This window comes from Mycobacterium sp. IDUB_3, from assembly GCF_055419585.1.
On the sequence record NZ_JBVAXZ010000001.1, the window covers coordinates 4,350,099 to 4,364,247 of the forward strand.

At 68.0% G+C, this 14,149-nt stretch carries 15 protein-coding genes; 13 read left to right on the top strand and 2 right to left on the bottom strand.

Going from position 1 to position 14,149, the window contains the following annotated elements; translation table 11 throughout:
- Window positions 1-333 precede the first annotated feature (333 nt).
- Entirely contained in the window at window positions 334-672 is a 339-nt protein-coding gene (locus ACZYVJ_RS20310; protein ID WP_463833076.1) for a WhiB family transcriptional regulator, read from the top strand.
- A 69-nt stretch (window positions 673-741) separates the two neighbouring features.
- On the opposite strand, the gene ACZYVJ_RS20315 is transcribed toward ACZYVJ_RS20310, so the two are convergent.
- Window positions 742-1,164 carry a metallopeptidase family protein gene (locus ACZYVJ_RS20315; protein ID WP_463832681.1) on the bottom strand — a complete coding sequence of 141 codons (423 nt, stop codon included), beginning with the start codon at window positions 1,162-1,164 and terminating at the stop codon, window positions 742-744.
- 201 nt (window positions 1,165-1,365) lie between these two features.
- Between ACZYVJ_RS20315 and ACZYVJ_RS20320 the strand changes: the two genes are divergently transcribed.
- The 4 genes from ACZYVJ_RS20320 to manA all read left to right on the top strand — a co-directional run bounded on the left by ACZYVJ_RS20320 (window position 1,366) and on the right by manA (window position 5,651).
- Window positions 1,366-1,800 (top strand): DUF3499 domain-containing protein, encoded by a 435-nt coding sequence (locus ACZYVJ_RS20320; RefSeq protein WP_463832682.1) that lies wholly within the window; start codon window positions 1,366-1,368, stop codon window positions 1,798-1,800.
- Between the two features lie 121 nt (window positions 1,801-1,921).
- Window positions 1,922-3,319 carry a phosphomannomutase/phosphoglucomutase gene (locus tag ACZYVJ_RS20325; RefSeq protein WP_463832683.1) on the top strand — a complete coding sequence of 466 codons (1,398 nt, stop codon included), beginning with the start codon at window positions 1,922-1,924 and terminating at the stop codon, window positions 3,317-3,319.
- A complete protein-coding gene (locus ACZYVJ_RS20330) occupies window positions 3,316-4,416 on the top strand; it encodes a TobH protein (RefSeq protein ID WP_463832684.1) in 1,101 nt (366 codons plus the stop codon). The genes ACZYVJ_RS20325 and ACZYVJ_RS20330 overlap by 4 nt, the downstream gene beginning before the upstream one ends.
- An 8-nt stretch (window positions 4,417-4,424) precedes the next feature.
- A complete protein-coding gene (gene manA / locus ACZYVJ_RS20335; protein ID WP_463832685.1) occupies window positions 4,425-5,651 on the top strand; it encodes a mannose-6-phosphate isomerase, class I in 1,227 nt (408 codons plus the stop codon).
- Here manA and ACZYVJ_RS20340 read toward each other — a convergent pair.
- Entirely contained in the window at window positions 5,629-7,053 is a 1,425-nt protein-coding gene (locus ACZYVJ_RS20340) for an FAD-dependent oxidoreductase (protein WP_463832686.1), read from the bottom strand. The two genes, manA and ACZYVJ_RS20340, sit on opposite strands and share 23 nt — an antisense overlap.
- A 63-nt stretch (window positions 7,054-7,116) precedes the next feature.
- Here ACZYVJ_RS20340 and ACZYVJ_RS20345 point away from each other — a divergent pair, with 63 nt between their 5' ends.
- The 8 genes from ACZYVJ_RS20345 to mtrA all read left to right on the top strand — a co-directional run bounded on the left by ACZYVJ_RS20345 (window position 7,117) and on the right by mtrA (window position 14,138).
- Window positions 7,117-8,634, top strand: coding sequence for an amino acid permease (locus ACZYVJ_RS20345; protein WP_463832687.1), 1,518 nt, complete (start codon window positions 7,117-7,119; stop codon window positions 8,632-8,634).
- Between the two features lie 100 nt (window positions 8,635-8,734).
- Entirely contained in the window at window positions 8,735-9,985 is a 1,251-nt protein-coding gene (locus ACZYVJ_RS20350; protein ID WP_463832688.1) for an alkane 1-monooxygenase, read from the top strand.
- Window positions 9,982-10,161 (top strand): rubredoxin, encoded by a 180-nt coding sequence (locus ACZYVJ_RS20355; RefSeq protein ID WP_463832689.1) that lies wholly within the window; start codon window positions 9,982-9,984, stop codon window positions 10,159-10,161. The genes ACZYVJ_RS20350 and ACZYVJ_RS20355 overlap by 4 nt, the downstream gene beginning before the upstream one ends.
- Window positions 10,158-10,343, top strand: coding sequence for a rubredoxin (locus tag ACZYVJ_RS20360; protein ID WP_463832691.1), 186 nt, complete (start codon window positions 10,158-10,160; stop codon window positions 10,341-10,343). The genes ACZYVJ_RS20355 and ACZYVJ_RS20360 overlap by 4 nt, the downstream gene beginning before the upstream one ends.
- A 46-nt stretch (window positions 10,344-10,389) precedes the next feature.
- Entirely contained in the window at window positions 10,390-11,040 is a 651-nt protein-coding gene (gene alkX, locus ACZYVJ_RS20365) for a TetR family transcriptional regulator AlkX (protein ID WP_463832692.1), read from the top strand.
- A 111-nt stretch (window positions 11,041-11,151) separates the two neighbouring features.
- Window positions 11,152-12,624 carry an adenosylhomocysteinase gene (ahcY, locus tag ACZYVJ_RS20370; protein ID WP_463832693.1) on the top strand — a complete coding sequence of 491 codons (1,473 nt, stop codon included), beginning with the start codon at window positions 11,152-11,154 and terminating at the stop codon, window positions 12,622-12,624.
- A 58-nt stretch (window positions 12,625-12,682) separates the two neighbouring features.
- Window positions 12,683-13,339, top strand: a complete 657-nt coding sequence (locus tag ACZYVJ_RS20375; protein WP_463832694.1) for a dTMP kinase — start codon at window positions 12,683-12,685, stop codon at window positions 13,337-13,339.
- Between the two features lie 112 nt (window positions 13,340-13,451).
- Window positions 13,452-14,138 carry a two-component system response regulator MtrA gene (mtrA, locus tag ACZYVJ_RS20380; RefSeq protein ID WP_007168097.1) on the top strand — a complete coding sequence of 229 codons (687 nt, stop codon included), beginning with the start codon at window positions 13,452-13,454 and terminating at the stop codon, window positions 14,136-14,138.
- Window positions 14,139-14,149: the final 11 nt, after the last annotated feature.

The window sequence follows — 14,149 nt, forward strand, 5'->3', positions numbered from 1 at the left end:
AAGTTGCGGTTCCCCAGCGAATGTGGGCGACTCGTGGGAAAGTTGAGGGCCCTGTGATCGACACGCCGAACGCTCAAAACAACAGAAACGCCGAAATTCGATCACGAGATGGTATGGAAATGCGCCGAAGTGCTTGACCCGGCAGATCAACCCGTGTCTAATCACATCAGTGTCATTTCCCGGTTGGCCGGCCGACTCCGGTGTCGCAGACCGAGATTCGATCACTTGTTCGAATTGTCTGTACATCAGAACAGTGGGAAACCAATCACTCTCTCTCTCAATCAAGCTGAGGAGGCGGACGACCGTATGTCTTACGAAACTTTTCGAAGCGCCATGGCGAGCACGCCGCACATCGACATCGACCCGGCGCTGGACCGCCCCGCTCGGCCGCATTTGACCGTGGTCCCTGATGCGCCAATCGCTTTCGAGCCCGAGCCCTTGCCGGAGCCGGCCGCCGACCAGTGGCAGGACCGGGCGCTGTGCGCCCAGACCGACCCGGAGGCCTTCTTCCCGGAAAAGGGTGGTTCCACCCGCGAGGCGAAGAAGATCTGCCTGGGTTGCGAGGTGCGTCATGAGTGCCTCGAGTACGCCCTCGAGCACGACGAGCGCTTCGGTATCTGGGGCGGTTTGTCCGAACGCGAGCGCCGCCGCCTCAAGCGCGGCATAATCTGACGCACACCGATCGCAGCGCGCGCTGAGCGTTAAGCCTCCAGCGCATAACGCGCGCCGCGCAAGGAGAAGTTATTCGTCGTCGATCGTCGGATCGATGACCGTTGGCTCAACGTCGAGGTAGATGGCGACCTGGGCCACCAGGATTTCGTGGAGCAGGTCGCCGAGTTCGACGGTGTCTTTGGCCCGTCGCTCAATTGGCTTGCGGAACAACACAATTCGCGCCCGCGTGGAGTTGCCGCGGATGTCGACGCCGGCCGGGATCAACCGCGCCAGCGGGATCGGCCCGTCGGCGATCACCTCGGGTGGCCACTGCACACTCTCGGGATCCTTCGCCGAGATGCGCGGAATCTCGTCGACCGCCACGTCCAGTTCGGCCAGCCGGTCCTGCCAGCTCCGCTCGATGGGTTCGTAGGCCTCCAGCACCGCCATGTCGAACCGCTCGGCGCGGCTGCGCCAGCCCGGCACGGTCGGGGGCAACAGCGGGCCGCGCATATCGCGGCCCCTGCGGAAGAGTCGATGGCTCGCGGTTCGCCGCGGAGCCGAACCGTCAGAAAATTGATCTCTGTTCGGGGAGTTGCGCGAATCGCCGCGGGATTCACTCATTGGGCCGATGGTAACGGTTGCACATCGAGGGCCCGGGAGATGCGCGTGTCCGGCGCTTCGGCGACGTTTGCGCACGATAGCCTTTCGAGCGTGAACGTTCCCCGTCGCTGTTGCCGGCCCGGGTGCCCGCACTACGCCGTGGCGACCCTGACGTTCGTCTATTCGGACTCGACGGCAGTCGTCGGTCCGCTGGCGACCGCGCGGGAACCGCATTCCTGGGATTTGTGCGTCAACCATGCCGGCCGGATCACCGCGCCCCGCGGGTGGGAGCTGGTGCGCCATGCCGGGCCGCTGCCCACCCATCCGGACGAGGACGACCTGGTCGCCCTGGCCGACGCGGTGCGCGAGGGCGGCGATCGCGGCGCGCCATACGCGGCGACGCCGGTGAACGGCTTCGCCGACGCGCACATCCATCACGGCGGATCCCAGGCCACCGCGCCCAGCAGCAGCCTGGTGGCGCCGCCCGAGCCTCGCTCCGGACGGCGCCGCGGACATCTGCGCGTGTTGCCCGATCCCAGCGACTAGCCCCGATGGTGGCGACCCCCAGCGCCCGGCTCCGCCGCGCTTGCGATCGCCACTAGGCGGCTCCAGTTCTCCTTGGCCCGATAGGCTGACGGCCAAGAGTTCACGTCGTCAGGAGTCCCGCATGTCCCGGCCCGCCGCGACTGTCCACCGTGTCGTCAAGGCTTACGACGTGCGTGGGCTAGTCGGCGAAGAGCTCGACCAGCCGTTGGTCACCGATCTCGGCGCGGCCTTCGCCAACCTGATGCGCGGCGAGGGCGCCCGCCAGGTCGTCATCGGCCACGACATGCGGGACAGTTCGCCCACGCTGGCCGCCGCGTTCGCGGCCGGGGTCACCAGCCAGGGACTGGATGTGGTGCGCATCGGCCTGGCGTCCACCGACCAGCTCTACTTCGCCTCCGGGCAGCTGGACTGCCCCGGCGCCATGTTCACCGCGAGCCACAACCCGGCGGCCTACAACGGCATCAAGCTGTGCCGGGCGGGGGCCAAACCGGTCGGCGCCGAGACCGGGCTGCGCGTCGTCGCCGAGGACGTGATCGCCGGCGTCGAGGGTTATGACGGCGAACCCGGCGCCGTGAGCGATCGCGACGTGCTGGCCGACTACGGGCAGTTCCTGCGGTCGCTGGTGAACACCTCCGGGCTGCGCCCGCTGCGGGTGGCCGTCGACGCCGGCAACGGCATGGCGGGGCTGACCACGCCCGCCGTGCTCGGTCCGATCGGCTCGATCACGTTGGAGCCGTTGTACTTCGAGCTCGACGGCTCGTTTCCCAATCACGAGGCCAACCCGCTCGACCCCGCCAACCTGGCGGACCTGCAGGCCTATGTGCGCGAGACCCGCGCCGACATCGGGCTGGCCTTCGACGGCGACGCGGACCGCTGCTTCGTGGTCGACGAACGCGGCAACCCGGTGTCGCCGTCGACGGTGACCAGCCTGGTGGCCGCCCGCGAGCTGGGCCGCGAGATCGGCGCGACGATCATCCACAATGTGATCACCTCGCGCGCGGTGCCCGAACTGGTCGCCGAGCGCGGCGGCACTCCGTTGCGGTCCCGGGTGGGGCACTCCTATATCAAGACGCTGATGGCCGACACCGGCGCGATCTTCGGCGGTGAGCATTCGGCGCACTACTACTTCCGCGACTTCTGGGGCGCCGACTCCGGGATGCTGGCCGCGCTGTACGTGCTGGCCGCCCTCGGCGAGCAGGACCGCCCGCTGTCGGAGCTGACCGCGGACTACCAGCGCTACGAATCGTCCGGCGAAATCAACTTCACGGTTTCCGACGCCGGGCAGTGCACCGAGGCGGTGCTGAAGTCGTTCGGCACCAGGATCCATTCCCTCGACCACGTGGACGGGGTGACGGCCGACCTGGGCGACGGCAGCTGGTTCAACCTGCGCAGCTCCAATACCGAGCCGTTGCTGCGGCTGAACGTGGAATGCCGCACGGCCGAGGACGTGGCCGCGGTGGTCGCCCAGATCAGTGCCGAAATCGCCACGATTACCTCGGGCGTGAAGGCCGCCCCGTGAACGCCACCCGGGCGATCGATCTCGAGGACACCGAGGGCCTGCTGGGCGCCGACCGCGACGGCCTGCTGCGGGCCGCCTCGTCGGCCGGTGCCCAGGTTCGTGCGGTCGCCGCCGCGGTCGACGAGGGTGCGCTGGACCCGCTGCGCGCCGACGACCGTCCGCGCAGCGTCGTCTGGGTGGCCGGGCGCGGTACCGCCGAGACCGCCGGGACGATGCTGGCCGCGACCATGGGTGGGACCGCCTCGCAGCCCTTCACTCTCGCCGACGAGGCACCGCCATGGGTGGGCCCGCTCGACGTGCTGGTCGTCGCGGGCGGCGAACCGGGTGATCCCGCACTGGGCGCCGCCGCCGCGACCGGGTTGCGCCGGGGCGCCCGGGTGGTGGTGGCGGCGCCGTACGAGGGCCCGCTGAGGGACGCCACCGCCGGGCGCGCCGCGGTGCTGGCGCCCCGGCTGTCGGTTCCCGACGAGTTCGGCCTGTGCCGGTACCTGGCCGCCGGGCTGGCCGTGCTGCATGCCGTGGACCCGCGACCCAAGGTCGACCTGGGGTTGCTCGCCGACGAGCTGGACGCCGAGGCATTGCGCAACAGCGCCACCCGCGAGCTGTTCACCAACCCCGCCAAGCTGCTGGCCGCGCGGGTCGCCGAGCGTCAGGTGGCGCTGGCCGGCGACGGTGCCGCGACGCTGGCGCTGGCCCGGCACGGCAGCTCGGTGCTGTTGCGGGTTGCGAACCAGGTGACGCCGGCCACCGGGCTGGCGGACGCGCTGGTCGCGCTGCACGCCGCGGCCTCGGACGGCTTCGAGGATCCCGACGCCGCCCTGTTTCACGACCAAGAGATCGACGGGCCGCTGCCGGAGCGGTTGCGGGTGCTGACCATCGTCCTGGCGGCCGAGCAGGCGGGTGTGGCCGCCCGGACCGCCGGGCTGGACAACGTGTACCTGCTCGCTGCCGAGGATGTGCCCGACGGGCCCGGCGGCTCGGCCGGCTACGGCGTTTCTCCGGCGCTGGGGGGTCCCGGGAGCTCCGAGCAGCAACTGGCAGTATTGGCCGTCCGGTTGGAGATGGCCGCGGTTTATTTGCGACTGGTGCGGGGATAGATACAACAGTGGAACTGCTTCGCGGGGCGTTGAGAACGTACGCCTGGGGTTCGCGTACCGCCATTGCCGAATTCACCGAGCGTCCGGTGCCGGCGGCGCACCCCGAGGCCGAGCTCTGGTTCGGGGCGCATCCCGGGGATCCGGCGTGGCTGGAGACGGGCAATGGCGAAATCACGTTGCTCGAGGCGCTGGGTGACGATCCGGAGGGGCAGCTCGGGCCGGTGTCACGGGCCCGCTTCGGCGACATGCTGCCGTTCCTGGTCAAGGTGTTGGCCGCCGACGAGCCGCTGTCCCTGCAGGCCCACCCGAGCGCCGCGCAGGCGGCCGAGGGTTACCTGCGCGAGGAGCGGGTCGGCATCCCGCTGAACTCGCCGGTGCGCAACTACCGCGACATGTCGCACAAGCCCGAGCTGCTGGTCGCGCTGCACCCGTTCGAGGCGCTGGCCGGATTTCGTCAGGCTTCGCGCACCGTCGAGTTGTTGCGGGCCCTGGCCGTTTCCGACCTCGATCCCTACATCGATCTGCTGAACGACCAGTCCGACGCCGACGGTCTGCGCGCGCTGTTCACCACCTGGATCACCGCCCCGCAGCCCGACATCGACGTCCTGGTGACCGCCGTGCTGGACGGCGCCATCGCGTACCTCAGTTCGGGCGCAACCGAATTCGCCGCCGAGGCGAAGACGGTGCTCGAGCTCGGCGAACGCTATCCCGGTGATGCGGGTGTGCTGGCGGCCCTGCTGCTCAACCGGGTCAGCCTGGCGCCCGGCGAGGCGATCTTCGTCACCGCCGGCAACCTGCACACCTACCTGCGTGGTTTCGCGGTGGAGGTGATGGCCAACTCCGACAACGTGTTACGCGGCGGCCTGACCCCCAAGCACGTCGACGTGCCGGAACTGCTGCGGGTGCTGGACTTCGCGCCCACCACCGAGGAGCAGCTGCGGCCGCCGATCCGTCGCGAGGGCTTCGGACTGATCTATCAGACACCGACCGACGAGTTCGCCGTCGCGCTGCTGGAGCTCGACGAGGAGTACGTCGGCCACGAGGTGGACGCGACGTGCAGCCACGACGGGCCGCAGATCCTGTTGTGCAGCCAGGGTTGCACGACGGTGTACGGCAAGTCCGGCTCGCTGACGCTGAAGCGGGGGATGGCCGCCTGGGTGGCGGCCGACGACGCCCCGATCCGGCTGGTCGCGCACGAGTCCACCAAGTTGTTCAGGGCGACGGTTGGGTTGTGACGGCCCGTTCGTCGCCGGCGCGCCGCGACTCGCGCCGCTCGCGCAGCCACAGCCGCAGGTTGTGCGCCATCGTGCGCCCAATGATCCGCGGCGGCGGAACCATATAGAGGCTGTCCAGCAGGGAGAAGCGCCGCAGGAACCATTCCGCCAGCACGCGATCGGTCTCGGCGGCGCCCAGGAATTGGTCGAACAGCGCGCCTGAGGGCCGCCACCACCAGGGGATCGGCCCATTGGTGCCGGCATGGTGGAACGTGACGTCGCCGATCGCGTTCATTGTCCAGACCGGGTAGGTGCTCTTGGCGGTGGCCCGGTTCAGCGCGGCGGCAACTTGATCGTCGGGCAGTTGCAACGCGCAGCGCAGATGCCCGGCCTGCAGCGAGGTCATCGTCATGCCCTGCCCGAAGGTCGGGTTGAAGCTGGCCACCGCGTCGCCGAAGGCGAGGATGCCGGCCGGGAGGCGCTCCAGCTTGTCGTAGCGCCGCCATTTGCTGGCCGGGAAGGCGTGAAACGCCGGATCGCCCACCGGTTCGGCGCGTGTCAGCGCGGCATTGAAGTGCTCCGGAAGCAGCCGTTGCGCCAGTGCCAGCATCTCGGGAAAGGTCTTCGGCGGTTTGGCGTTTGCCACTCCGAACGTGGTCAGGACCCAGGTGCCGTCCTCGTAGCACAGCATGCCCAGCCCCAGGGAATCGTCGTGGGAGGCGCCGGCGACCACCACCTTCTCCGCGATCAGCCCGTCGGGGATGCGGAATTGCTGGGTGGCGTAATGGATGCCGATGTCCATTTCTTGTTCGACCGGACGCGGAAATCCCCATTGGGTCAACCACACCGGCAGCCGGGTGCCCCGGCCCGCCGCGTCGACGACCAGGTCCGCGGCCACGAACTCCTTGTCGTCGCCGTCAGGGTCGGCCGGATCCAGCAGCACACCGGTCACCCGTTGTCGCGCCCGGTCGAAGCGCGGCTCGGCCACCGAGCGCCGCGCCACGGTGACGTTGTCGATGTCGCGGACCCGGGTGCGCAATTGCCATTCCAAATGCGGGCGGCTGGGCACATAGGCGGTGAACTCGTCGCGCAGTGTGTGCCCGGTGCCCAGCACGTGGCCCGCCGCGCCCAGGTGGATGCAGTCGGGCCGATTCTCCAGTTTGGGCACTCCGGCGGCCACCATGTCGTCCAGCAGGCCGGGAAACAGGTCTTCGAATTCCATCGCTCCGCGCGCCATCAGCATGTGCAGGTGCCGGTCCTGGGGCACCGTCGCCCGGTTCGCCGGTTCGGCCGGCAACTCGTCGCGCTCGTACACCGTCACCCGCGAATACGCATCCGAGAGCACCCGCGCCGCGCAAAGGCCCGCGATGCTTCCCCCGATGACGACGGCGTGATCCCTGGCCGTTGCTGTGCTGTCCGGCATTGGCGGAGAGTACCCAGTACTGTGACGGACCAATGACTCCCAGCGTTGGGGAAGGGCGAATGCATGGCCAATCGATGGCGGACCAAGTCGATCGAGCAATCAATCGCCGATACCGACGAGCCGGACACCAAGCTGCGCAAGGACCTGACCTGGAAGGACCTGGTCGTTTTCGGCGTCGCGGTGGTGATCGGCGCCGGCATCTTCACGGTCACCGCGTCGACGACCGGCGACATCACCGGCCCGGCCATCTGGGTGTCGTTCGTGATCGCGGCGGGCACCTGCGCGCTGGCCGCGCTGTGCTACGCCGAGTTCGCCTCGATGCTGCCGGTGGCCGGTAGCGCCTACACCTTCTCCTACGCCACCTTCGGCGAGTTCCTGGCCTGGATCATCGGCTGGAACCTGCTGCTGGAATTGGCGATCGGTGCCGCCGTGGTGGCCAAGGGCTGGTCGAGTTACCTGGGCACGGTGTTCGGATTCGCCGGCGGCACGGCCAGATTCGGCGGGATCCAGGTGGACTGGGGGGCGCTGGTGATCGTCGGGGGGGTCGCGACCCTGATCGCGCTGGGCACCAAACTGTCGTCGCGGTTCTCCGCCGTGGTCACCGCGATCAAGGTGTCGGTCGTGCTCTTCGTGGTGGTGGTCGGCGCCTTCTACATCAAGCGCGCCAATTACTCGCCGTTCATCCCGGAGGCCGAAGCCGGTGGCGAGGCCAAGGGCATCGACCAGTCCGTCCTGTCGTTGCTGACCGGAGCGCACAGCAGTCACTACGGCTGGTACGGCGTGCTGGCGGGGGCGTCCATCGTGTTCTTCGCGTTCATCGGGTTCGACATCGTCGCCACCATGGCCGAGGAGACCAAGAATCCGCAGCGCGACGTGCCGCGGGGAATCCTGGCGTCGCTGGGCATCGTCACCCTGCTCTACGTCGCCGTCGCCATCGTGCTGTCCGGCATGGTGCCCTACACCCAGCTCAAAACGGTTCGGGGGCACGGGCAGGCGAACCTGGCCACCGCCTTCACCGCTAACGGCATCCACTGGGCGAGCAAGATCATCTCCATCGGCGCGCTGGCGGGGCTGACCACCGTGGTGATGGTGCTGATGCTCGGCCAGTGCCGGGTCCTGTTCGCGATGGCGCGCGACGGCCTGTTGCCGCGGTCGCTGGCCAAGACGGGCTCGCATGGGACCCCGGTGCGGATCACCGTGCTGGTCGCCGTGGTGGTTGCCGTGACGGCATCGGTGTTCCCCATCACCAAGCTGGAGGAGATGGTGAACGTCGGAACCCTGTTCGCCTTCGTCCTGGTGTCGGCCGGCGTGATGGTGCTGCGCCGGACCCGGCCGGACCTGGAGCGCGGGTTCAAGGCGCCGTGGGTGCCGGTACTCCCGATCGCCTCGATTGCCGCTTGCCTGTGGCTGATGCTCAACCTCACCGCGCTCACCTGGGTCCGGTTCGGGGTGTGGTTGGTGGTCGGCACGGCGATCTACGCCGGCTACGGCTACTGGCACTCGGTGCAGGGCCGGCGGGGGGAGGGGGAGACCGAGCCCAGCGACGCGCTCGAGGGCGACTCGCCCAGTCCGGTGCCCTAGCCCTCTGCTTTACAAATCAGCGTCTTTTGTCTAGACAGAAGACGCGAGCGTCGGTATTGTCCAACCTCAACGTGGTGTGACTCACAAGGAGGTTTGGCATATGACCACATTCGAACCGCGACTGAGCCAGGAATCCGAGCCGCTCACCTGGCGGGACAAGAAGCGCCGCCTATGGCTGATGGGGCTGATCGCCCCGACGGCGTTGTTCGTGATGCTGCCGCTGATGTGGGGCCTGAACCGGCTGGGCTGGCACGCCGCCGCGCAGGTGCCGCTGTGGATCGGGCCGATCCTGCTCTGGGTCCTGCTGCCGATCCTCGACATGCGTTTCGGGCCCGACGGGCAGAACCCGCCCGACGGGGTCATGGAGCGGCTGGAGAACGACAAGTACTACCGCTACTGCACCTACGTCTACATCCCGTTCCAATACCTCAGCGTCATCGTCGGCGCCTATCTGTTCACCGCCTCGAACCTGGGCTGGCTCGGCTTCGACGGCGCGCTCAGCTGGGCGGGCAAGCTGGGCCTGGCGCTGTCGGTCGGCGTGCTCGGTGGCGTAGGCATCAACACCGCCCACGAGATGGGCCACAAGAAGGACTCGCTGGAGCGCTGGCTGTCCAAGATCACCCTGGCGCAGACCTGCTACGGGCACTTCTACATCGAGCACAACCGCGGCCACCACGTGCGGGTCGCCACCCCGGAGGACCCGGCGTCGGCGCGCTTCGGCGAGACGTTCTGGGAGTTCTTGCCGCGCAGCGTGTTCGGTAGCCTGCGCTCGTCGCTGCGGCTGGAGGCGCAACGGATTCGCCGGCAGGGCGCCAGCCCGTGGCATCCCAAGACGTACGCGTCCAACGACGTCCTCAACGCCTGGCTGATGTCGGTAGTGCTGTGGGGGGCGCTGATCGCGATCTTCGGCCCGGCACTGATCGGATTCGTGATCATCCAGGCGGTCTTCGGCTTCAGCCTGCTGGAATCGGTCAACTACCTGGAGCACTACGGCCTGCTGCGGCAGAAGAATTCGAGCGGCCGCTATGAGCGCTGCACGCCGGAGCACAGCTGGAACTCCGACCACGTGGTGACCAACCTGTTCCTCTACCACCTGCAACGGCACAGCGATCACCACGCCAACCCGACCCGGCGCTACCAGACGCTGCGCAGCATGGCGGGCGCCCCCAACCTGCCCAGCGGCTACGCGTCGATGATCTCGCTCACCTACTTCCCGCCGTTGTGGCGCAAGGTGATGGATCACCGCGTGCTGGCGCACTACGACGGCGACATCACCCGGGTCAACGTGCAACCCCGGCTGCGGGAGAAGCTGCTGGCGCGCTACGGGGCCCCGCAGGCGGGTGCGGCATGAGCGCGTATCGCTGCCCCGGCTGCGACTACACCTACGACGAAGCGAAAGGCGCACCGCGGGAAGGGTTTCCCGCGGGCACGCCCTTCGCCGACCTCCCCGAAGACTGGTGCTGCCCCGATTGCGCGGTGCTCGAGAAGGCCGATTTCATCGAGATCCGAGAAGGAGTGAACCGATGAGTGAGGACTACAAGCTCTTCGTCTGCGTGCAGTGCGGATTCGAGTACGACGAGGCCAAGGGCTGGCCGGAGGACGGCATCGCTCCCGGGACCCGGTGGGACGACATCCCCGAGGATTGGAGCTGCCCGGATTGCGGTGCGGCCAAGACCGACTTCGAGATGGTGGAGATCGCCCGTTCGTGACCGCCGGCGACGATGCAGAGCGTAGCGATGAGGAGGAGCGGCGCTGATGATCGCAGCCAACGCCGCGGTGAAAGCCGCTATTGTCGCGCCTGTGAAGCGGATGCCCTACGCCGAGGCGTCGCGTGCCCTGCTGCGTGACTCGGTGCTGGATGCGATGCGGGATCTGCTGCTGACCCGCGACTGGTCGGCGATCACCCTGTCGGACGTGGCCCGCGCCGCGGGCATCAGCCGGCAGACTATCTACAACGAGTTCGGCTCCCGGCAGGGCCTGGCGCAGGGGTATGGCCTGCGGCTGGCCGACCGGCTGGTCGACGCCGTCAACGCCGCGCTGGAAGCCAACGTCGGCAACATTTTTGAGGCGTTCCTGCAGGGCTTCCGCGACCTGTTCACCGAGCTGTCGGCGGACCCGCTGGTGATCTCGCTGCTCACCGGTGTGGCCAAGCCGGACCTGCTGCAGATCATCACCACCGACAGCGCCCCCATCATCAACCGCGCCTCCGAGCGGCTGACCACGGCGCTGACCCACAGCTGGGTGGCCACCAGCGACGAGGACGCCGGGGTGCTGGCGCGGGCCATCGTGCGGCTGGCGCTGAGCTACGTGTCGATGCCGCCGGAGGCGGACCACGATGTGGCGGCCGATCTGGCCCGGTTGATGACGCCTTTCGCGGAGCGTCACGGCGTCATCAACGTTCCCTGAGCCCTTCCCTGAACCGAGGTGCGGACCGACCCGCGACTACAGTGGCGCAAGAACATACCTAAGCTAATTACCGCTTGGATCCGAGCGAGCCGAAGAAGGAAGAAACACGTTATGACGACGACCGAAAACGCACTCACCCCCGACGTTCGAAACGGCATCGATTTCAAGGTCGCCGATCTGTCGTTGGCGGATTACGGTCGCCGGGACATCGAGCTCTCGGAGCAGGAGATGCCGGGTCTGATGTCGCTGCGCCGCGAGTACCACGACGTGCAGCCGCTCAAGGGCGCGCGCATCTCGGGTTCGCTGCACATGACCGTGCAGACCGCGGTGCTGATCGAGACCCTCGTCGCGCTGGGCGCCGAGGTCCGCTGGGCGTCCTGCAACATCTTCTCCACCCAGGACCACGCCGCGGCCGCGGTGGTCGTCGGCCCACACGGCACCCCGGAGGAGCCCAAGGGGGTCCCGGTGTACGCGTGGAAGGGCGAGACGCTCGAGGAGTACTGGTGGGCGGCCGAGCAGGTTCTGACCTGGCCCGACGAGCCGGCCAACATGATCCTGGACGACGGGGGCGATGCCACCATGCTGGTGCTGCGCGGCGCGCAGTACGAGAAGGCCGGCGTTGTGCCGCCGGACGAGGAAGACGACTCGGCCGAGCACCGGGTGTTCCTCAACCTGTTGCGCAAGCGGTTCGAGACCGACAAGGACAAGTGGACCAAGATCGCGGCGTCGATCAAGGGCGTCTCCGAGGAGACCACCACCGGCGTGCTGCGCCTCTACCAGTTCGCCGCCGCCGGCGATCTGGCGTTCCCGGCGATCAACGTCAACGACTCGGTCACCAAGAGCAAGTTCGACAACAAGTACGGCTGCCGGCACTCGCTGATCGACGGCATCAACCGCGGCACCGACGTGCTGATCGGCGGCAAGAAGGTGCTGATCTGCGGCTACGGCGACGTCGGTAAGGGCTCCGCCGAGTCGGTGGCCGGCCAGGGCGCGCGGGTGACCGTCACCGAGATCGACCCGATCAACGCCCTGCAGGCGCTGATGGAGGGGTTCGACGTCAAGCGGGTGGAGGACGTGATCGGCGAGGCCGACATCATCATCACCACCACCGGCAACAAGGACATCATCACCCTCGAGCACATGAAGGCGATGAAGGACAAGGCGATCCTGGGCAACATCGGCCACTTCGACAACGAAATCCAGGTCGCCCGGCTGGAGAAGTCCGGCGCCACCAAGGTCAACATCCGCCCGCAGGTCGACCTGTGGACGTTCCCGGACACCGGCAAGTCGATCATCCTGCTGTCCGAGGGTCGGCTGCTGAACCTGGGTAACGCCACCGGCCACCCGTCGTTCGTGATGAGCAACAGCTTCTCCAACCAGGTCATCGCGCAGATCGAGCTGTGGACCAAGAACGACGAGTACGACAACGAGGTCTACCGGCTGCCCAAGCACCTGGACGAGAAGGTGGCGCGCATCCACGTCGAGGCGCTCGGCGGCGAGCTGACCAAGCTCACCAAGGAGCAGGCCGAGTACATCGGTGTCGACGTCGACGGCCCCTACAAGGCCGACCACTACCGCTACTGAGCCGCCCGACCGCCGAGTGTCGCGCCAGCGTGGCACTCGGCGGCGATAGGCTCGCGCCGTGCTGATCGCGATAGAAGGCATTGACGGCGCCGGCAAGCGGACGCTGACGGACAAGCTTCGCAACCTTTTTCAGGCGGACGGCAAGTCGGTGGCCATGCTGGCCTTCCCGCGATACGGACGATCGGTGACCGCCGACATCGCGGCCGAGGCCCTGCACGGCGAACACGGCGACCTCGCGTCCTCGGCCTACGCGATGGCGACACTCTTCGCGCTGGACCGTGCCGGGGCGGTCGATGACATCGAGGCGCTGCGCCGCGAGCACGACGTGGTGATCATGGACCGCTACGTCGCATCCAACGCGGCCTACACGGCCGCCCGTCTGAACCAGGACGCGGGCGGGCCGGCCGTGGAATGGATACACGCGCTGGAGTACGGGCGGCTCGGACTGCCCGCGCCCGACTGGCAGGTGCTGCTCGCGGTGCCGGCCGAGCTGGCCGGGCGGCGCGCCCGCAGCCGGGCCGAGGCCGATCCGGACCGCGCGCGCGACAGCTACGAACGCGACGACGGGCTACAGCAGCGCACCGCCGCGGTCTACGCCGAGCTGGCCGCGTCGGGCTGGGGCGGTCGCTGGCTGAGCGTCGACGCGGACGTCGATCCGGGGCGGCTGGCCGCCGTGTTGACCGGCGCCGAGGGCGCCGCGGCGGCGCGGGACTGACGCGCCCGGGGCGGCCGAATCAGCGAATTTAACGGAATTTGCATCCAAAATTGGCCATCGGGCCAAGAAACGCCCGTGTGGCGCCCCAATTTTGTCCCGATCTGGTGACACCATGGACTCCATGAGGCAAAGGATTCTCGTCGTCGATGACGACGCTTCGCTCGCCGAGATGTTGACCATCGTGTTGCGGGGTGAGGGTTTCGACACTGCGGTCATCGGTGACGGTACCCAGGCCCTGACTGCGGTGCGCGAACTGCGCCCCGATTTGGTGCTGCTGGACCTGATGCTGCCCGGCATGAACGGCATCGACGTGTGCCGGGTGTTGCGCGCCGACTCCGGCGTGCCGATCGTGATGCTGACCGCCAAGACCGACACCGTCGACGTGGTCCTGGGCCTCGAGTCGGGTGCCGACGACTACATCATGAAGCCGTTCAAGCCGAAGGAGCTGGTGGCCCGGGTGCGGGCGCGGCTTCGGCGCAACGACGACGAGCCCGCCGAGATGCTGTCCATCGCCGACGTCGAGATCGACGTGCCGGCGCACAAGGTTACGCGCAACGGCGAGCAGATTTCCCTGACACCGCTGGAGTTCGACTTGCTGGTGGCGTTGGCGCGCAAACCGCGGCAGGTGTTTACTCGTGATGTGCTGCTCGAACAGGTGTGGGGCTATCGTCACCCGGCGGATACCCGCCTGGTGAACGTGCACGTCCAGCGTCTGCGCGCCAAGGTTGAGAAAGACCCTGAAAACCCGACCGTAGTGTTGACCGTTCGAGGAGTGGGTTACAAGGCCGGACCTCCGTGACCGGCGGCGAC